This is a genomic window from Nocardia asiatica NBRC 100129, assembly GCF_000308415.1.
Classification (GTDB): domain Bacteria; phylum Actinomycetota; class Actinomycetes; order Mycobacteriales; family Mycobacteriaceae; genus Nocardia; species Nocardia asiatica.
Genome location: NZ_BAFS01000440.1, coordinates 1 through 21,988, shown reverse-complemented (window position 1 = coordinate 21,988; position 21,988 = coordinate 1). Strand labels below are relative to the sequence as shown.

1 protein-coding gene is annotated in these 21,988 nt (G+C 66.6%); it reads right to left on the bottom strand.

Annotation, left to right across the window (positions count from 1 at the left end; genetic code table 11):
* Positions 1–21,988: DUF8437 domain-containing protein (locus tag ON27_RS33100; RefSeq protein ID WP_043736519.1), on the bottom strand; the 21,988-nt coding region annotated here is incomplete at both ends.

Here is a 21,988-nt window from a genome sequence, read left to right as displayed (position 1 = left end):
CGTTCTCCAGGACCGTTTCGATCTGCTTGACCGTCCGGGATTCCATGCCTGCTTCTTCGGCTCGTTCGAGCTGATCACGCAGGAACGCCAACTCGCGACGCAGGTAGCGCTCTTGGGTGGCCTTGCGCAGCGGGACCCGGGTGAACGCCTCGTGGGTGAGGATCACCGCGTCCCAATCGCCTCCGGCGATGCGGGCCATGAACTTCGGGGCGCTGGCGCCGAGCTCGCTGGCGTTGATCGCCAGCAGCTTCGCGTTCGGATACAGGGTGCGGAAGTCGCCGGTCCACTGTTTGAGCATGTGGTTCGGCACGACGATCACCGGTTTGCGTGTCAGGCCGGTGCGACGCAGTTCCATCGCTGCGGCGACGATGGTGGCGGTCTTACCCGCCCCAACGACGTGCGCGAGAAGTGTTTGTCCGGACAGGATTCGGCGTATCGCGGCGTTCTGGTGAGCGCGCATCGCCCACCCGGGTTTGGGTGGGCGCAGGCCCGGCAATGTCAGCGGACTACTGTCGAACTCGGTTCCGACGAGGTTGTTGAGCGTGTCGTTGTAGAGGCGGGCGAGTCGCTTGGCGCGCACCGGATCGGCCCACACCCATTCCTCGAACGCGCGCGCGAGCGTGCGGGCCTTCTCCTGAGCCGCGTCCGTGGCCTCGCGGTCGACGACTTTGCGGCCCTTGGCCTCCCGCGTGATCTTGATCGTGGATTCGGTCTTGCACAGCAGCTGGCCGAACAGTTCTTGCGCGCTGCGGTGCATGGTGCCCCACTCCGTGCGGGCGAGGTCACCGGCGTGTGCGCCGGTGACCTCCCACAGCACGCCGCCGGCGTGTTTGACCGTCGCTTGCTCGAATCCCAGATGCCGCAGGAACGCGGTGTAGTCCTCGGCCGGAATCCACGGTGCGCCCACTTTGGCGGTGATCTCCGAGGGGAACAGGTCCCGCGGCTGCACCTTCTCCAACGCATCGACATTGACCTGGAAGACCGGGTTCTCGGTGGCGGCGGTGCGGGCGGCGTCGAGCTTGGTGCGGACGTTGCCGGACAGGTACAGGTGCCGTGGTATCCACTCGCTGGGATCTTCGGGGTCGCGGAAGCCCAGCCCGGCCGCTTCGACCTGAGCGACTGCCTCCATGCGGGAGATCCCCAGCAGGGCAGCGACGCGGTCGATGTCGAGGCGTCCGCCGTCCTGGTCGAGTGCGATCGCGACCGCGGAGTCGACATCATCAGCGGCCGTCGGCATTTGCCGCGGCTCCAGGACGCGGCCGTGCAGCACCTTCTGCTCGAGACCCTTGCGGGCGCGGGCATCCCAGCGTTCGAGACCGAACAGCAGTGCGGCGTCGGGGTCGTCGTCGATGTAGCTGAACGCCGTCCGCGATTTCCACTCGTCAGGGGTCTTCTTCAACCCCTGCTTCTTGGCGCGAGCGCTGGCCTCGCGCGGGGTGAAGATGCGTTTTTGTCCGGGTTTGGTCAGTGGCGGGTTGGAGGCTCGGTATCGTCGCCACGACTCACGCAATCGGTCCCGCAGCGCCGTCAAGTGGGGGGTGTCACCCGCAACGGAGGTGGCGCCTTCGGCCGCGTAGAGCTGTTTGGTCAGCGTCTTGAGCTGGATCAGTTCGATCAGCCGGTCCCGCTGCTGCGGATGCACCTCGACTGGGACGGGTTCGCCGTCCTCGATGATGGTCGGTTCACCATCGTCATCCAGACCCAACGCTCCCTCAGGCAGGTACTCCTGATCCAGCGCCGGCAACTCGAACTCCGGTTCCGGCTCCGGCTCAGCGATCCGTGTCGCCGCGGCAGCGACGAGTTCCTCGAGGTTTTCGGAGGCTGCCAACTTCACCGACAGTTTCGGCTCGGGGAACTGGGCCCTCACCGTGCACAGTTCACCCACCACCTGTTCGGGATGGGTGAGGAAGTAGGTGTTGACTTCGACGGGCTGCTCGTTGCCGGGCAGCACCTGCTGCTGGGTGTGCAGCCAGGAGTCGTCGGCGGCCGGCGCCTCGCCGTCGGGGCGGCGGCGCAGGAACAGGATGTCGGTGACGACGTCAGTGCCAGCCATCCCCCTGTGGGCGCGGGTGGGGAGCCGGACTGCGCCGACGAGGTCGGCCATGCTGTGCAGCTTCTGCCGGAGGCTCGGGTCGGAGTTGTCGAGGGTGTAGCGGGAGGTGATCACAGCGACCAGCCCGCCCGGTTCGACGGCGTGCAGCGACTTCCACAGGAACAGGTTGTGGATTTTCAGCTCTCGGTCTCGGTTGTAGACCGGGTCGTAGGGTGTGGTTTCGCCGAAGGGGATATTGCCGATGACCAGGCCGTATTTCGGCTTGCTTACCCGGACGTCCTCGAACGGCTTGTTGATGATCTTGGCGTCCGGGTACAGGTAGGTGGCGATCGCCGCGGTGATCGGGTCCACCTCGATGCCGTCGATCTTGATCGGCTCGCTCGTGTCGGTGGGAGCGAACCCGATGAAGTTGCCGGTGCCGCAGCCGAAGTCGCCGACCCGGCCGCCGTCGAAGCCGAGGGCGCGCACCGTGTCCCAGATGACGTTCACCAGCGTGGGGTCGGTGTAGAACGCGGTGGTGGTGTTGCGGGACGCGGCTGCCCACTCTTTGTTGGAGAGCAACTGGCGGACTTCGGTGCGTTCTGCGTCGAGTTTGAGCCAGCGCGCCAGCGCATTGCTGTCTGTCTGCGGTGGCTTCTTGGCGAAGATCGTCGACAGCGCACCCCAGCCGGACCAGCGAGCAAGCACCCGCTGCTCTTCGGCGGTGGCCGCCGAACGCCCGGTGAGCTGCAGTTGCCGCAGTGTGCGCAGCGCGGCCAGGTTCGCTCGCGCCCGGGTCATCTCGCCTGTGGCGCCCAGGTCCTCCCGGCCGGTCGGCCGGAACCGGACTAGATCTCCAGGTGCTCGGTCCCCGGTTCCTTGTCCTGCGGCCGCACCTCCTGCTCGAATACCAGTTCCGCGGCCTGCATCTTCAATATCGGCCGCTGCTCCTCGGGCAGCCCTTTCATCATCTGATCGACCAGTGTCCCGATCCGCACCAGCATCCGGTTGTCCAGCGCCTGGAAGAATCCGTCCGGATCCTCCAGCTGCTTCAGTGCTGTCGGCCGGTAGGTCGTCCAGAACTCGAGCGCGCGGCGGCCGTGCCTGCTCAACTGCGCCATCAACCGTTCCTTCCCTGCTGTCTGCGTCCTGATTGTCCGCGACGTTCGCCGGTGCTGTTCCCCGCGGGCCCGCGGGCGCGGCCACCTCAGCATCCTGCACTGGCGCGGCATCCTCCGCACCAGCGGTTTGCCCGCCGATCGGGAGCGCGCTTGCAGCAGCGTCGAAATCGTGGCCGGCCGTGGTGTCGAACTCGGTTCGATCAGCGAGATCGAACAGGCTGGGTTCGACGATCGTTTCACTGGATGGATGTGCCGCCACGGTGACGGTCTTGGTTTCTTGGGCCGCTGGTGTCGCCTCGGGAGCGGGACGGGCGGGGTAGTGCACCTGCCGCAAGATGTCGTCCAGGCGTTCGCCCTTACCAGCGGGGCCGCCGGGTGAAGTGTAGGACCGCGAGTGCTTGATGTTGTACACCGGCGATCTGCGTCTGGTATCCCAGTTCATGTACCAGCCGAGGTACCCGCGTGCGGTGTAGCCACTGACGGTCATACTGGCGAAGCCAGAGTCCTCAGCGCCGAACGGTCGGTGAATCTCGATGTCCCACCCATTTGCTCGCGCCAGTGCGAGGATTTGCCGGGCTTTGGCCGGCGGCAGCGATCTGGCGCGTTGATCGCGTTCTGCGTACCCCTGCTCGTAGGCGACTCCGTGGGCGTGCGCACGTAGCAGGTCCATCACCTCGGTCACCGCATTGGTTGCGGTGACAGCGCTGCCGCGGTGCCAGAGGTCGCCAGTGTCGTCGGCGAGGTGGAGTTGGTAGCGGCCGTCGGTGGCAGATTCGAGGACGAGATACCGCGTGCCGGAGATCTCGATTCGGTGCCAGTGTCCGGTGCCGTTATCCGGTGCGACGGTTTCGCCGTGGTAGCGCTCGTATGGCGCGATCAGCGGCCCTGTCAGCAGCCACGGGGCAGATTCGTTCTCGGCGTCAGCGCGCCGCCACCGGTCTTCTTCCAGAGCGCTGCCGTGAGCGGTGTCCGACAGGTGACGCCGGACCGAATTCATTACCTGATCCGGCGCGGTCGGCAACCCCAGATGCGCGGTGATACTGGTCATCCGCCGCGGATCGTCGATGCTGTTGGTCGCGGCAAAGAGGGTGACGAGCTTCCCGTCGTCCTTCGCGAGGGATAGCACGTAGCGGCGGCCACCGGCACGCACACCGCACAGGTAGTGCACAGGGTCCGGGTGCGAGTCGGTGACCGCGATCAGGCCTTCGAACCGCTCGTATGCGTCGATCAGGGCAAGATCAGCCCACGCCGCGGCGCGGTCAACGAACTCGCGCAGCCGCGCATAGGTGACGCCGAGCTCTCCGTCCCATGTGGGGTCGAGCAGTTCCGCGTCGTCGATGTGCTGCTTGGCCTGCTCGAGCGCGCCGGAGCTGAGCAGGCCTGCCACTTCACCACGCAGCCGGGCGGCATGCGCTACGCGTTCGGCGCGGCGGTGGCTGACCTGCTCCCGGGTGCGGGAGCGGATCTCTGCGTTGTGCGCGGCGATGTAGTCGCGCACAGCTTGCTTCTGCGCGTCCCGCCCGCCGTATGTGTCGAGTTCCGGCAGATACTGGTCGGCCAGCACCGACGGGATCGACTGTTCGGCGATCGCCCCGGCTGAGAAGTAGTTGGGCGCGTGGTCCTCGACGGCACAGCGGACATGAGCCAACTGGACTGGGGTGAGGACACTGTCGCGGTTACACCAGGCGTGGACGGCTTCCAACCGGTCACGGTCGTTCTCTGCAGAAGCGGGCACCAGCGGTTCGGTCGTCCGGGGCTGCGGCGCATCGGCGACCTGGGTGGAGCGCACAACTGCTGGTGCATGGTTCAGCTGGGCGGGTGGTGTGGGCTGGACGACGTGGGCGATGCGGGCGCGGGTGAATGCGTCCCCGAGTCTGCGCACCCGGTTGCTGCGAGTGTCGAAGGTCCATGGCCGCGGCAGGAACCACTTGTCGATGTTCTTGGAGTGCCGGAAGCCTTCCTGCCTGAGCGTCTCGTAGAGCGGTGTCCACCGGGGGATGCCGTGAATCAGCGTGCCGGTGCGGTTGTGCTCAATGACGATCGCAGGTTCCGCCGCGGCAGGCTGCAGTGGCGGCACGGCGGAGTCGGAGTCAGCCGTCGACTCGACATCGTCTGCCGTGGTGGGGGAACTAGGGTCGATGTCGGCTGGCGGTGATGGCCGCTTCACTGGAGCGGAGGGTTCGGCTACCGCCGAAGCGAGCTGGATGTCTTGTGCGGTGCTGGCAATATCCCGCAGCCGCTCCGCGTGCAGCGCATCCAGGAGATCGAGAGCGGCTGTCCGCTCTGGCGCTGCGATATCGAAGTCGGCGACTCCAGCGGAGAACCGTTCGCGCCACACGCTGGGGTCGGCACCGCGTTCGACCCGCCACAGCGTCACTTCAATGATGTCATCGAGAGACGCCGCTGGGCGTGGCAGGGGGTCAGCAGATGTGATGCCGTGCAGTGCGCGCAACACTTGCAGGCGGGCAGTGGCGATGCGGTGTGCGGCAGCGAGCTGGGATTGCGCATTGGCGAGGTGGTAGCGGTATTCGTGGTGCTCGTCGCCGTCGGTGCTGGGGTCGGCGGCGAGTTCGGCGCACCACTGCAACGTGTCCGCCTGCCAGGCGGCCACGACGAACACGTCGCGGTCGAGGCGGCGGAAGTCGGCGTTGTTGTCGCTGTCGCGTTCCTGACGGGTCGCGATGGCGCGCTGGTCACTGAAATGCGTCAACAGATCCTGGGCCGGATCGCCGCTTTGGATCACTCTCAGGGCTTCGACGAGGGTCAGCGTGTTGCCGATGGTGGTCCCGTTGTTTGTGACCACGTGAGTGATGTCGGCCGGCTCGCAGGCAGCTTCGAGAGTTTCAGCGAGCCAGACGAATTCGAGTTCGGACCGTTCGTTGTTGGGCGTGTCGGCGGCAAGCCGCAGCCGGGTGGCATCGTGTCCGGTGTGGACGGTCACCTCGAACCCGCAGGCAGCGGCGGCCGCGGCGATATCACGCACCGGAAACTTCAGCGCGGCATACTCACGCCGATGCCGGTAGATCTCTGGCCCCGGCCTCAGGGAGTGCTCCACGGGCAAGCCCGCCTGTTGGGCGGCTTCGAGTTCGGCGTCCTCGGCGGCGGCCAGCGCGTGCTGGTGCTGGCGTATCCGCGCCATCACTTCGGCTGGCTGCTCAGCACCGATCAGGGTGAGCACGACGAGGTCAGGACCGTTCTGGCGGTACACCTCGACGGGGGTACTGCCGCGGCTGGTGTCCCGCGCGATGAGGCAGTACTGGTGCCGGTCGGCGTGGATGCCGAGAATCGGCGTCCCGTCCTGGAAGTAGCCGAGGATGCCGACGAACCGTTCGACGCCTTCGCGGAGATTCAGCGTCAATGGCGCGGCGAGGTCGCCGAGTTCTTGTCTGGTGTGATCGGCTGTCTTCCATGCCTTTTCCGCGACCAGATATGACAACTGTTGCCCACGGAAGCTCGATTCCGCGACCGCCGTCAGCAGCGCCGCCTGCCTTTCGCCGGTGCTCGTTGACTGCCCTGAGGGTGTCGGCAGGTCGATGAGTGCCTGGGCTGCGGCGGTGGCAGCGAAGGCCCGGTAGGTGTGCACAGGCGCCTGCGCGGCGAAGCGTGCCAGTTGCGTATCGGTGGCCGCACGTTCGATCAGGTCTTCGGCGGCTGAGGCAGCAGCGTCGAGCGTTTCCCATGCGCGGGCGTAGGCGTTGCTCCAGAGTGGGTTGCTCCACAGCGGGTCGGTGCGCTGCGCGAGGGCCAGCAGTTCTCTGGCTTCATCGAATGCCAGCGCGTGCACCAGCCGCGCCGCCTGCGCGCGGTCGGCGGCCGCGTCGGTTTCGCGGGTTTCCCGCAGGTTGCGCCGATGGGTGATCGCGTCAATGTCTTGGCCCAGCACCGCTTCGCCGTCGTGGACAGCGAGATAGGCCAACAGGGTGCGCTCGACCAAGTCCCGGTTATGCCGGTCGCACAGGGGCTGGAGCAGGGCGCTGTGGGCGAGCTCGCGGGCGGGTGCGGTAGCGCCGAGGTGCATGTACTCGTGGGCGTGATCTTCGGCGACGCATCGGATGGTGGCGAGTTCGACGTCGGTGAAACGGGCGGCCGCTTCGAGGTCGTCGACCACCGCACGCCATTGCCGGTGATCGACCCTGCCTTGGGAGTTGTCGATGGGCTCGGTGCCGCCGGTGAGTTCGGCGAGTGCGAGGGTTACGGACTCGACGTAGCCGCTGGTCGTAGCATGCCGGGCGATGGAGATTTCCGCCGCCTGTGGACGCGACCACCGTTGGAAGTCCGCGCCTGCGGCTGGATCTTGCCCGCGCGACTCGGACAGCTCGTATCCGCGGTGGCGCAGTACCGCGCGCAGCCAGTCGGGGGTGATGGCTTGCATCGCTTCACGGACGGCGGTGTCCGGCGATTGACCGGGCGACCACGATTGGAACGCGTCCACCACGGACTTCCAGTCGCGCGGCGCACCACCACCTGCAGGTTCGGTGGCCGCCGTTTCGCGGACGCTGGTGTCATGAGCAGCCTCACCCGCGCTGGGGACAACGGGTGCGGTCGCAGGCTGGTTGGCATTCGATCGCGTTTCCGCCGCGGAGGCGGGATGCTGGAGGATGATCGCGTGCACGTCGGCGAGGGAGGGTGCGCTGTGCCTCTTGCGGTCGTAGCGGGTCCCGAACTCGTGCCCGGAGCGGCTGGGGTTGTAGCGGTAGGTGTCGCCGTCGGGATCCAGGTGCAGTTCGAATTCGTCTCGCGGGCCATCCGCATGGAAAGACCTGATCGTCAGTTCGCGGGCTTCGTTCGGTGCGAGGCTTTCTCGTACATCCCATCCAGCGAATCCCGCTGCTTCCACGACCTCCTCGACGTCTGCAGGCAGAGTTCGCCGAGCCGGCTTGTGGAGGTGTGGTGACTGAAGGACGTGTTCGATGTCTTCAGCGCTGAGGATGGGCAGCTTGTCCAGGACTTGCCGAAGGCGTGCCACCATAAGGGCGATGCCGCTGTCCAGAAGCGCATCGTCTGACCCGTGCAGCGGTGCACGAACCGCGTGGTCGATCGCGGTGTCCAACAGGCGGGTCTGCTCAGCAGTCAGTTGGCTCTCGAACCCTGGCGCGAGCAGCTCGATGGTGTCGTACAGCGTTGCGCGGGCAGCGGCAACCTGGCGGGCCGAATCGAGGAGCAGCTCGGCGATGTCGATGCGCGGCAGTTTTGCGTCGTCACGATCGGCATTCGCCGGTAGCGCGAGTTCCAACCGGCATGCCTGTAGCTCGGCCTCACGCAGAGTGATCTCGAGCGCGTCCAACTCCGCACAGCTGTATGTGCCAGCGTCGAGGGCAGCCAGCCACGCCCGACTAGCCGCCTGCTCCTGAGCACGCGCCGCGCCGTATGCGCCTTCAGGATCAGCCGCTGCCCGGTCGCTGCCGCCGCCCGGGGTCGGTGCAGGCTGCTGATCCGTGTCGACCGGCGGCGCCTCGAGCGCGGCATGTGGGGACGCGGCAGGTCCTGCATTGTCATTCGCGTGGTTGGTGTTGGTGAGGTCGTCTCGGATCGACTGGATGATTTCGTGGGCCGAGCACATCCAGTGCTTGGATGTGGGTGCGTTCGGCTCGTGTGTCGGCAGTTGGGGGCTGACGCGGACGAGTTCGCTGCTGCGGCTGTAGGCGGTGACCTGGTAGCGGCGGTCGTCGGCCTCGATAGTGATGTGGGCTTCGTGCTCGCGGCTGCCTTGGGTGATGACGATCGACGCAACGCGTTCGGTCGGGTGGGCGGAGAACTTCAGGGCGTTCCAGTCGCCTGGTTCGATGACCGCCGCGCGTGTGCGGAAGTCGATCTCGGGGCGGCGCGGGCGGTTGCCCCATGCTGCGGCAGCGACGCTGGTCGCCAGCAGCTCTATCGACGAGGGTTCCCCTGATCGGATGCGCTGGGCCAATGCCTGTACGGCGGGTGTGCGAGCAAGATTCCAGCGCGCGGGATCGATGGGGGGAAGGACCTGATTGGTGGCGATGATGCCTGCAAGTTCCAGATACAGCTTCGGGCGGCTTATCGCAGCCAGCTGCACGAGAGGGTGATTGTCGTGGAGTTCGGCAACGATCTCGGCGCTGATGGTGGCGATCCAGTCTTGCACCGAGGTGGCGCTCGCGGCGTCGACCGATACAGCCGGGTCGTTCGCATCGTTTTCGGCAGTGAGATCGGTTGGGGCATCGGGGTTGGTGTCGGCGCTAGCCGTCGTAGGCGCGGCCGGTTCACCGGCGGCAGGGCTGCGATGTTCCTGTGTGGCGTCGGCGTTTTCGGCCTCTGCCGTCGGTGCCTGTTGACGCCGACGCGCGTGGTAGGCGGTAGCGTAGTCGCGCAGATAGCTGCTGAGAGTGGGTTCCTGACCGTTGGCTTTTGCCACCTGGATATCGCCGTAGCCGCGGCGGTCGAGTTCGTCTGCCAGATCGGTGACCGCTTGCATGCGTGCGTCCACGTCCTGGCGCGTGAGTCCCGCCTCCGCGATGAGTGCATCGTCCATGTCGGCCAGCTGACGAGCCTGGCCGTCGATGCCGCCGAATCTCGCCCACGACGTCTTCGTGAGTGCATCTCGGGCGATTTCGAGTACAGCGCGATCAGCGTCGCTGTCGGTGACGCGGATAGCGGCCTGCAACGAGCGACGCAGTACGCTCTTCCCCTTTCCGGGGTTTCCGGCGACGTGCTGTACCGGCGGGATCTGCCAGCGCTCGGCGGGCGGCCGCTCCCCCGCCTCCTCGCCGTCGAAGGTGTCATTCGCGATGCCTTCGACGGCGGCTTCCGCCGGACCCGGTCGAGAGGCAGCGAGCGCGCCGGTCTCGGACAGTTCGGCACTGGTGTCGTGGACCACGGTGGTCTCGTCGGTCGCCAGTCGAGAATCGAGGTGCGCTGAGTGTGGTTCATGCTCGGGATCGGTGTGTGGTTGGGCGATGGCGTCGATCTGCAGGACCCGGCGTAGCAGTTGATCGCTCTCGTCGTCTTCCAGGCGGTCGAAATCAGCAAGGCGTGCCCGCGTGGCGGGGTCGAGCGATCGCGCGAATCGCTGCAGAGTGGTCTGCGGGACCGCGGCGGCGGCCGCGGTTTCGGGCAGTTCGGTACCGTGCCATCCCAGGCCACCGGTGCCGAATTCATAGGACAGTCCGGTCCATTCGGGCCGGTAAGCCAGTACCCGCTCGTGGAGTCCACCCCGCCATCCCTGTTGGCCTAGCTCGGCGATGTAGTTGCGGCCCCGGGCGCCCAGGGCCCTCGCCAGCAGCCGTCCATACACCCCGTACATCAGCAATCGCTGATCATCGCTCAGCACTACCGGCGGAAACGTTCGCGGCGATACGGCGGCATCGTCGGCGGGCTCCACGCTGGTTTCAGTGGCCGCCTGCTTTTCGGTGGCTGCGGCGAGTGCGGCTTCGATGTCATCGATCCGCAGCACGTGGCGCAGCAGTTCGTGCTGTCGCTCCCAGCTCGGGCGATCTCCGGGCGGCTTCTTGGAGCCGGGCAGCATGTTGCAGCGGGCGAGTTCGTCGCGCAGATCGGCGTCGAGGGTCTTGGCGAACTGGCTGAGTTCAGATCGGGTGACCGTTGCTTCGTAGTAGTCGTCGGGCAGCTGTGAGAATGGCAGATCAATGCGCGGGTGTGAACGGGCGAGGCGCATGCGACCGGGCCGGTCGTCGTACTTCACTTTGAGATAGCACGCCGACCAGTCGGGACGTATCCGCAGCACATTGTCCGCGATTCTGGGCCAGTGGTCGGATTCGAAGATGTGCTTGGCGGCTCCGTGAGGGTAGGTGCCGAGTGCCGCTGCAAGCACCCAGCTGCCGTTTGGATTGCTGCCGAATGAGTACAGCAGCAGCCGCTGTGCCGGCGTCAGCTCAGGGCCCTGCTTCTTCCCCTTCCGATTCTGTTTCTTCGTCTGCTGGTCGCGGCGCGGTGCAACGTCTATGTCGAACAAGCCTTCGGGCTCGTCGGAGTTCTCAAATTGCGAGTCTTCGGAGTCCTTGGGTGAGAGGGTTGCGCCTCGGTAGGCAGGGTCGGGCAGCAGCCGCACCAGTTCGACTTCAGTGGGCGTCGCGACGGCGCGCAGGCTCGCGGCGGTGTCTTCGGTGACGGTGGCCGGAGCCAGGATCGTCATGTAACGCAGCCGGACTGTGATGCTGCTGGGTGTCGGGCTGGTGTGGTCAAGGATGACCTCACACGCCGTGTATCCGCCGTCGGGATCGTAGCGGTAGCCCGCGACCACGCCGACGCGACCGCTGGTCAGCACCATGACTTGATCGCCCACGTTCGGGGCCTGCGACAGCATCCGTTCTTGCTGCTGAACCCACCGGCGGCCCTCGCGGGTCAGCGTGTAGGCGGCACCCACTACCTCCAGCAGCCCTTCACCGACACACCAGTCGATGGTGGCTTCGCCCACCTGGGCGCATGCTGCACCGGTATCGCGCAGTATGACTGCGGCACCCTGCTCGATGACCAGCCGTCCCTGGTGCGCGGTGGCCAACGTGGCGAATTCGTCGACCACCAGCGGCACGGATGCGTCAGTCTCAGCGGAGACCGGAGCCCCAGGGCCGATGCGCGACGCCGCACCAGAAACTTCTATCTCAGCACCGGCACCTGCGGGGGCCGGGTCAGATGTGCCGACCAGCGGTACATCGAGCAAGCCCTGGGATGCGGGCTGCGGGTGCTCGACGGTGTCGCCGCCCAGGACGGTGAGAGCTGCCGCCAACGGTACGCCGGGACCTGTCAGCAGGCCGGGTGAGCTGGTGGAGCGGCTTTCGTTGTATTCGAAGGGGCCGTATGGGGTGGTGAAGTCCCACCACAGCGTCACTTCGTCGGCTGAGGGTGCTGTGTCGCGGGTGCGGGTGAACCTCAGCTGCAAATGTGGAGGCTCAGGTGGCTGCGGTTTCGTGCCGCGCTTGCGGGTGGGCTTTTTCTCTGTCGAGGTCGCGACGTTCCAGCCATGGGCGGGAGCTGTTTCGGCGGCGAGTTCGGCTTGTGCAGGCCATAGTCGGGGGGCGATCCAAGCGGCGTACTCCTCGGCGGCCTCGTAGCCGAAGTTGCGGATCATCGGCATGATCTGCGCGGCCGTCGCCGTGGTGCCGATGACATCCCACTCAGCGGCGCCGGCCTGTTCTTCTTCGCGAGTGGGGTGATAGATCACTTCGTAGCCGTCGCTGGGCTGCTCGGGCACCAGAATCGAATAGGTGCGGCCCGCGACCGTCACCGCGAGCTCATAGCGGGCGAGGCTCTCGTCGTCGGCGTCGAGGATGTCGTGCTCGAACCATTCGAACGCCGCGTTGAACCGCTCAGCGGCAAGGTCGGATTTCGCGGCGGACGACGCTTGGCCGACGTGTTGGGCTGCGCTCTGGGAGAGTGACCACAGCTGCGATCCGGTCAACGCGATCTCGTTTTCGGCGAGCGCCGCGGTGATGGCTTGTTCTGCCACCACGGCCCCGAACACCTGATACAGGTCCGGGTCTCCCAGTCCGGCCAGTTTCACCAGGACCGGGTCCTGGGTGGCGGTGGTGATCAGCGACGAATCGACGTGTGCTGCTGGCGAGGCGGCAGCGGATTCGAAGTGTTCGACGCTGTCAGGTTGTGCTGTTTCCGGTTCGGCGTCGACTGTGGTGCCGGGTTCGGCTGGCACTGTGCTGACGTCCAGCACGTGGAGGGTGGAGATGTCGCCACGGACCGCATTCAGTTTCGGTCGGGTGTGGGCGTTGTGCTCATGAGCCGCCCACGACGAGTTGGCGTCGTAGGACCACTTGCCGTCGGTGCGACGCCACACCAGCGAGTAATAGCGCGGACCGGCGCTGCTGTCGGTGGCCAGCGTCAAAGTGCACCGGTCGCGGGTGGCGGTGATGCTCGGTCCGAGCGCCTGCCAGCCCTGCTCGCGGGCAGCTGCGGCGATGTCTAGGGCCGCGGATGCAGGCGAGATGTCGCGGTTCTCGCTCGCCGGTTTGGTCGCGGTGATCTCGTAGAGATCGGCGCGCACGTCGTGTAGTTGCGGCGCTATCGGGGAGTGGCTCGCTGTCGACAGCTGCGGGATATACCACCATTGGCCGTCGACGAGCCGCCAGATCAGCTCATAGTGCAGACTTCCGCGGTCGGTGCGGGCGCCGAGCACGATCCGGCAGATGCTGTGGTCCCGCAGCAGTGTGTCCGGCCCGGTCGCCGCCCAGTTCTCGGCGTCGGCCAATGCCGCGATCAAGATAACGTCGGCGGGGTACGCGCCCAGGTTCGGCTCGAGCAGGATGCGTTCGGCTGCCGCTGGTGGGAGTCCTTTGTTCTGCTCGATCAGGGTCGGCGTGTAGCCGTCGAAGCGGCAGATGACACCACCCTCCGTGCGGAGCCGGTATCCGTGCCCATCCGCTTCCCAGGACAGCACGATCTCCCACGATGGCGTGACGTCGGTGCGTGTCAGCGTCAGGGAATAGGTGAAGGTGTTCCCCGAGTTCCAGGATTGTTCGTGTGACCATCCGTTGGAGGCAGCGCGGTCGATCCACGATGCGGCTGCCCTCGGCGGGTTGCCGGCACGTTCCACCTCGAGGTGAGCTTCCAGCTCTGCCTGGGTGCGGAGGTGATCGTGGATTTCATCCCAGACCCGAGTTATCCGCGCCATCGGCGCGATCATCAACCGTTTCCCCGGCATGCCGTTGGCGGGGCTGATGACCGCGAGGGTGAAGGTGCCATCGCGGGTCAGGTCGATCCGGAACTGCCCGAGAGCGGCACGCAGTTCGATGTGGCCGATGCCGGACTCATCCAGCTCGATGGCGGACACCATTTCGAAGAAGCCGTTGACCGACACCAGCGACTCAGCCACGTCAGCTGCCTGCTGGGGTGCGTGCGCAGCCCATACCGCTGCCGCGAACTGCTGGTAGAGATACTCATCCAGCGCGTGATTGTCACCGCTCAGCGCGTTGGCGGCGAGGATCCTCTGGCTGCGCTCGTAGTCGATGGCGTCGCCAGTGATGATGTCCAGGAGGTTGATGGTTTCGTCAGCTGCCAGGCTTGCGGCGAATGTTCGATACAGGTCAGGATTCGCGGTGGCCGCGAGCTGGTTGAGCTGGGCGTCTGTGTCTTCGCGGTCGCGGGCCGCGACCAAGATTTGCACCAACTGGTCGGCGGCGGCCCGGTCGAACCCGAGATCCGGTTCAGGGGTGGGCCAGCGCGGTGGTTGGGGCACTGGCCCGGGCAGCAACAGCCGTTCAGGAACACCGGGAAATGCACCGTCAGCACCGATGAGCACCGACCGCAGCTGCAATCGCAGGTCCTCGGCGGTCATGCCGGGCTGATACGGTCCGCGTAGGACGGTGTTGAGGTCGAAGCCCCTGTTCTCGGCGGCGATCAGCACCGCATGCAATCCGGACCAGCCCGGTGAACTGATCAGCTCGTCGGCGACAGTCTCTCCGAGCGCATATGCGAGTTGGCTCGCGGTGTCTTCGGCAGTGTCGAACTCGTGCGCGATGCCTGCGCTGGCCAGCCAGCCGACGACCCGCTCGGTGTGCGCATCGGGGTAGCTGCCGTCCGGGCGCGGCAGGTGCGCGGGGATCAGTTCGGTGGCAAAGTCCCGTAGCCGCTGCTTCTCACTGTCAGTGAGGTGGTCGGTGGCGAGCAACTGCTCGAGCCGCTGCCACTGCGGTCGATAATCGCCGCCGGATTGTGTGGTCGCATAGCCGATTTCGTGCACTGCGGTGAGCAGAGCATCGATTTGATGATCGGTGAGAGTGCCGAATGCGATTCTCCAGTCGCGGATGCGAGGGGTGAGCATTTTGCGGATGTCGCCGAGCAGCTGGAGTCGCTGGATCTCGGTGTCGGCGCGCTCGCGGTGACGCTGCAGCTGGCTCACCCGCTGCTCGCGATCGATGTCACTGGGCCCGATGGACGCGGCTTCGGCGTCGATGAGCCGGACAGCGGCTTCCCACCAGGCGATTTCGGTGACGTCGGCGCCCAGCAGGGATGCTGGGGCGAGGCCTCGCGCCAGCACCGCCGTGTCGTGGGCGGCATCCTGCGCCGCAGCCAGTTCCTTCACTGTGGTGATGTCGGCGCTGGCTTCAGCCGCCGGAAGCGCAGGTGTACGGATCTGCTGCAGCACGACCGCAGGCAGCAATGCTGCGGTGGTCAGCTCATAGTCATCAAGGTGCCGGCGGCGGGCGTGCGCAGCCACATAGACCGGTCGCCGCCAATCCGACGGTACGCGCCACGGCATTTCGAACTGCCGGACCCCCGCTGCCGATGCCTGGCCGACCCGCAGAAGATGTTCAATGTCTCCTGTTGCCGACTGTTTTTCGAGCTGCTGGACCTCCCAGTCGTAGGCGCGGGCAGCCGCCGCGATCGGCGACCATGCAGGGATCTCCCACGTCGGTGGGTCCTCGTCCTCCAGGGCGCTGGCATCGGTGTCGCTGCTGGGTGAGTCCGCGGGGTTCTTCGCATCGACGGTCACTGCGGTCGCGGTTGCGACCGCTTCGGCGACCGCGTCGATGTCGACGTTCGGCAGTGCCAGCATGTTCAGCGCATTGCGCAGTTCGGCAATCGGGTCGCTGCCGTGACGCGCCGCCGCGGCGGCGGTGTCGACGATGGTGGCGAGTTCCTTGTTCGTGGCCTCACCGAGGCGGCGTCGCACTGTGCTGAGCGCGTTGTCGGCAGCCTCGCGCAGGCTCGCCGACCGCGCCCACGCATCCCGCGCCGCCTGGGCCGTGCGCAGTTCCTGCCGCAGCGCGTGTTCCTGTGTGGGTTCGGCGACAAGGGGCAGTTCGCGGGTGATGCGGTCACCGACCGCCGCCCAGTAGGCGATTTCCCGGGTTTGCTGTTCTGCAACGGGAAGAGAATCGGCGTTGGCTCGGTGCGCGTTCGCGCGCAGTTCCCGTGCCAGCGCCTCCCACAGGGCCGGGTAGATCGGTCCGTCAGCGACGGCCGCGCGGACGCGGTCTATCCCGAGCGCGGCACCGACGGCGTCCAAGAGTTCACTGACGCTGTCCGGCATCGAGTCGAGTGGGGTGGTGGCCATGGCCAAAATCCGCAACTGTTCGGCACCAACAGCGACCGGCGCTATCCCGTCAGGTAGTGGACGACCAGCCCATCGGGTCAAGACGATCCGGTCATCGACGACTCGCAGTGCGCAGGACTCCCACTGCGGCCGCCACGCCAACACCGACTCGGGGATCGATGACGAAATCTCTGAATCCAGCAGGCCCTGAACTTCGGAGGGATCGCCGAGTATCGAGCGCAGCCGTGAGGCACCGGGCACGGTTGCTGCGAGCGCGTAGATGAGCAGCCGTTGATCATCCGACAGCTCCGCTGGGGTGGTCTCGGCGGGCCCGGGCACCGCAGGCTCCACGTCCGTGATCGCAGGACCGCCGTCGTCGACGACCTGAACAGGTGCGGCAGACGCGGGTTGGGCGTCGGCCGGCGCCGTCGCGGAAGTCGCATCCGTCACGACGGGTTCGGAGGCTTCGGAGTCGGCAAGCACTCCAGGAGCTGCCACCTGCGCCGATTCCGTCACTGTGACAGATGGATCGGTGGTCAACGCTTCAGTCGGGGCGGACGCTGCGATGGAGTCGACACCGAGCAGCGACGAGACCAGCGTCTCGATCTCATCCAGCCGAGTCGGCATCGGGTCCGGGACGGTGACCGACACAGCCCACGCCTGAAGTTGCTCGCGCGTGAGGGTGACCGGCGCGATGGTCGGTGGCAGCGGCTCCCGGAACCTGCTCAGCTGCAGTTGTTCACCGATCGAACGGACCGAGCACCCCGTCCATTCAGGCCGTCGTGCGCGCACGAACTGCGGCATCGAGACAAGCAACGCTGGCTGCCACAGACCCTCCGCCGCGGCAGGGTCTACGAGCACCGCGGCCAGTCGGCCGGCCCCGGAGGTGGAGGCGGCAACAGCGGCCAACAGCAGCCGCTGATCGTCGGTCAACACCGCGGCAGAGGGTTGCGCTGCTTCCTCCGCCACGCTGTGTTCTGTCTCTCGGGCGTCGGCTGCCAGCTCGTCGGATCGACCACCACCCACCGGGTCGGTCGAGGCCGCGGTTGTCGCGGCCGAAGCGGGCTGGGCGCCAGCGGTAGGTAGTTGTTCGATCCCGAGTGCGACGCGTAGCACGTGGTCGCGCTCATCGACATTCAGCTTCTTTTGCGGGCTGAGCTGTTCACGGACTTCGGCGCCGAGTGATGCGACGAAGCGAGCGAGAACGCTGTGAGGCACTGTTGCGGCGGTAGCGCTGGCAGGCAGCGCCCCTGCAGCAGTCCACAGCCGGGCAGCGTCCTCGTCGATGCGGAACCACAGGTTCTGCCAATCCGGTCGGTCGCGGGTGGCTCGGTTGCGCAGTTGGCCGGTGACCCGAGATTCGACCACCTGCCTGACCCAGCGCTCGAAGTCATCGCTGCTGGCCGCTCCGGCGACGTACCAGTCCCCGATCGCGTACAACAGCAGACGCTGCTCGTTCGACAGTTGCGGCGCGGCCGGGGTGGTCGGCGTCTGCTCGGCCGTGGATACCTGCGAGTCGCCGGCTGAGAAGCCGGATGCGATGGCCTCGTGGTGGCCGGACCCCAGCGCTGACGTGGTGGAGTCGGCGGTCAGTTGGCGGCGGGCTGCGGTGAGAGCATCGGAGAGGGTTTCACCGAGAATCGGCGCTTCGGCTGCGGCGCCTGCATCGACCCAGACCCATCCGCGTGCCCCGGGTTCGAGCCGCCAGCGCTGCCTCAGCTTGATCTGGTGGCCGTCGGGACCGCTGACGATGATGTCGGAACCGTCCGGATGTAGATCGCTTCCGGGCGTGTCCGCCAACTGCCGTGGATCGCGTCCGCGGTAGGTGTCGCGCAGTTCCTGCAGCACCTGCGGGATGGCGTGCAGAATCAGAATCCGTTGGGTGTCGATGCCGGTGGCGGATACGGCGGCGGCAAGTTCGGCGGTGGCGGGAAGCTCGGCGAGGATTTCGTGGAGCGCTTCACCGATCAGCGATGAGCGCGGGGCGCGTTCGAAAAGCCAGTCATCGGCGCTGCGGCTGATGGCATGCACGATTTCATGAGAGCGTATCCGCGGTTGCGCCCATTCGATCACGGCGTTCCGTACAGCGTCGATGCGGGCGTGGACTTTCCCCGCTTCTGCGGTGATCAAGTCGGCTCGTCCGGCGCGTGTGAGGACCTCGGCTTGCGCGGCACGGTAGTCCGCACCCCAGTCGTCGGCCTCGGGCCATCCACCGGACCAGACCACCCAGCTGTCGTGATGCCAGGCCACCAAGAGCTTGTCTTCGACGCCGAGCAACTGCCAGCCGAGGGAATGCTCGCACCAGTCGGGATGCTTTTTGCTGCTGGCGACTGCGGGGTGAAGGTTGTGGTGGATGTCGGCGGCCAGCCATTCCCGCGTGGCGTCAGCGTCGGTGTCAACGAGGAGCTCTGGTTGCTGTACGGGTAGTTGCGCGATCAGCCGGTCGGTGATCTCGTCGAGCACGCGACCTCGGCAGGCGCGCCTCGACGGAGTATTGGGGTCTCGGAAGTTGCGGACAGTGACGATGGGATCTGCTGCCATGACGGAGGTAGCCCATTCCCGCCACTGCCGCAATGCGTTGTCGTCGACGAACGGGTGCGGGGGGACCGACACGGAATAGGCGTCGACCGTCTGCCGGTCGGCCGGTCGGGCGGCGCGGATCTGAGCAACCAGGTCGTTGTAGCCGGGTTCACCGTAGGGGTTCCACACCGGCTCGGTGAGTTGGGCGCGGCGGAGAACCGCGAGCGCGGCGTCGTGTTCGCCGCGGTGTGAGTGCGCCCGAGCCTGGACACGGTCGCGGAAGGCGGAATCAGCCCAGGCATCCATCACTGCGCGGCGCTCGCTCTCGCTGCGCGTCAGGGCCTGCGGATCCGCGTCCAACGCTTCGGCGACAGCCGTGTGAACTCGGCGTAGACCGTACTTGTCCAGGAGGTCGCCGAGTTCGGCCCGCGCGAAGCGCCGGATATGCCCGTCGCGGTCGTCGTGGGGGAAGCGTTCGCTGATGTCAGTGCCGGTGAGGCGCCAGCGGATCACCGCGCGCTCGACCTCCGACAGACCGATGTGTGGTACCCCGGGCACCGGCCAGGACGTCCGGCCGCGTTTCCTGGTTCGGGCATCAGCGACGGCAGCGACGGGAGGACGATGCCGCCGCCAGCCCTGATCCTGCTGCCTCATTCCCTCGTCGGCGACCGCGGCGGCTAGCCGCCGCAGCAGCAACGGATGCGCTGCCAGTACGTCGGCAGCGCCACGGACCTCCGCATCGGTGCTGGGCTGGCGCAGTTGATGCAGCAGGTCGGTCATTACCTCCAGTGCCCGGACGGTAGCGCCGCGTCGATAGTTGGCGCGGGTGTCGATCCACGCGGCGCCGATGGTGTCGGTGGCGGCCCGAGAGACCAGCAGATCAAGTACCCGATCGCATCCCTTCGGTGGTGGCGTAATCGGTTGCCGCAGAGCGGCGGCGATCTGCGGCCCTGTGACTTCGATGTCGCGGTCACCGACACGGCCGCGGGAACTGAGGGTGTCGAACACCCATTTCCCGTCCTCGCGATTCCACACCAGTTCGAGCTCGGTCGGCTCCGGCTTGGTTTGTCCGCGCAAGTGGAGCCGGTATTGGTTGTAGTGGTAGTCAGGGGTCTCCCCCTCGATCCACCACCCTCGGGGATGCAAGGTTTCGACATAGCTCGCTGCGGTCTGCAAACCCGTGGGGACCGTCGGCGGCGGTGGTGCGAATGCGCGCTCCCATAGCGACTGGTAACTCGGTAGCGGTGCTCGGAGGACTGCGAAGCTGTGTTCGCTGTCGCCTGTTTCGGTAGCCGTGGTGTCGTGGCCGGTCGCCGACAAGTCTTGCGGGTCATCAGCGACGGAATTCGCAGACGCGGCGGCCTGCTGCGTAGGCTCACGGCTGGTGGGGTCGCTGCTGGCACCGGGTGCCGGCGCTGCGGGGTCGGCGGACTGCTCGGGTTGCGGCTCCTGCCAGAGCTGTAGAGCGCCGCGCTCGGTGTGAGGCTGCTCCCGCACTGCTTCGAGTTCACGTTCCCGTGCGATCTCGGCGGTGATCGCGGCTCGCTCGGCGCGCCGCTGGAGGTGCGTGTGCACGAGCGGCATGATCTCGGCGGTGCTCGACGGCGCACCGAGGAACTGATCGACGTACCCGCTTGAACGCCATCCGCGATGGTGGTCGTCGGCGACCCAAACAGTGTGCAGCCCTTGCGATCGAGATAGCGTCGTTATGAACGCCATGTCACCCGCTTCGATGCGGTACACAGCATTACTGCCGGCATGCTCGACTTCGACCACGCGCTCGGCGGCGAGATCCAGCCCCAATTCGACACTGCGCCACAACGCGGCAGGTGGACAGCCGGTGATCGCGGCGACAAGACTTCGGTCGCGGTCGGTGATCGCCACCTCGCCAGCCAGTTTGGCGATCAACGCCGCAGTGAGATCACGGATGGCCGCATGATCTCCGAACAGGGCCTGGGCGACCTCCGTCACAGAGGCAGTGGTTTCGCCGGGGACGGGGTCGGGCACAGCATCGATCAACTCCTGGAGTGCGCCGTGAACGAGGCGCTGCACCTGCTGTGGGATCGGCTCGGAGCTGTCATCCCGTGGCGACGGGTTGAAGTGCAGGTAGCGGAGGCTTTGCGCAGACAAGACGTCCACGAGGGCAGCGAGTTGCGCAGCGGTCACGGCGTGTGGCTGCTGCTGCGCAACCGGGTCCGGAGCGGCGGACGAGCTGTACAGTCGGACGCGGCCGGAGTTCCAGACCTCACGTGCCACCTCGTCGAGGCCGGGGCCTCTCACGGCTGAGCTGCCCTGAGCAGGCTCCACAGGAGGTCGGGCATGCATCAGTTGTCCGGGCCTGATCAGCTGCCAGCCGTAGATTCCGCGGGGCGGCTGGAAGACGTAGTCGACCGCCCTCGACCGCTGGGGGTTGTAGACGTAGGTGCCGTCAGGCTGCAGATCGAACTGGAGGTCGATGTTCCGCATGCCTTGCGCGGTCCTGGCCATCAGGGTCACCCACCAATGCGGCGGACGTTGGCGACGTCCGTATCCGCGGATGTCGACATAGGCTTCCCACCCTCGGGCGCGGGCGAGCGCCGCCAGTTTGAGGGCCTGCTCAGGTGGCGGCAGAAGCGGCCACGCAGCATTCGCCGGATCACGCACCTGCGCTGGAGTGTGCTTCGGCAGCGGCAGTGCCGCCAGTCCTCGAGCGGGGAATGGTTGCGGCACGGACGCTTCCGACGCAGCTTCGGGTTCGCCGCTATTCTCTGAGCCCGCGCCGGTGAGAGCCGCCTGTGGGTCCTGGGGGATGTGGTCGTTGCTGCGGGAACTGACCTCGGTGGCGCTGTCGTTCGCCGCGGCTGCGGAGTCGGCTGTGCGAGTGTGGCCGTGGATGATGCTGACGAAGTCCGAGAGGTCGGCTAAGGCGGCGGTCGCCGGTTTTTTCGCCCTACGTCCGCCCTTGGGGGTGACAGCCAGCTTGTAGGGGGTCTTCCTGCTGCGGGTGACGGTGAGGACGAATTCTTCGTCATCGCACTGGATGTGGACGGCACCGAGGGAGGATTTGGTGCTGGCCGGGGTGACAGCGGTGACGCGCTCGCGGCCGGGGTCGGCCCAGAATTGCAGGATTTGCGGATAGTCCGGTTCGCTCTGCCATTTGGTGGGTGTGCTCAACCGACGCCGATGCGCGCGGGCCCACACCTGCGACGCGACACGGGTCGCGACCTGCTCGACGTGGACGCGATCGCCGTCCGTGAGCTTCTCGGCTTGTGCCCTGGCTATGGCACCCAGGTCCAGGCCCGGCAGTAGACGCTCCACGGCATCGGGGATCAGTTGATTTGCGACCATGCTGCCCGCGAACTGCAGGTAGAG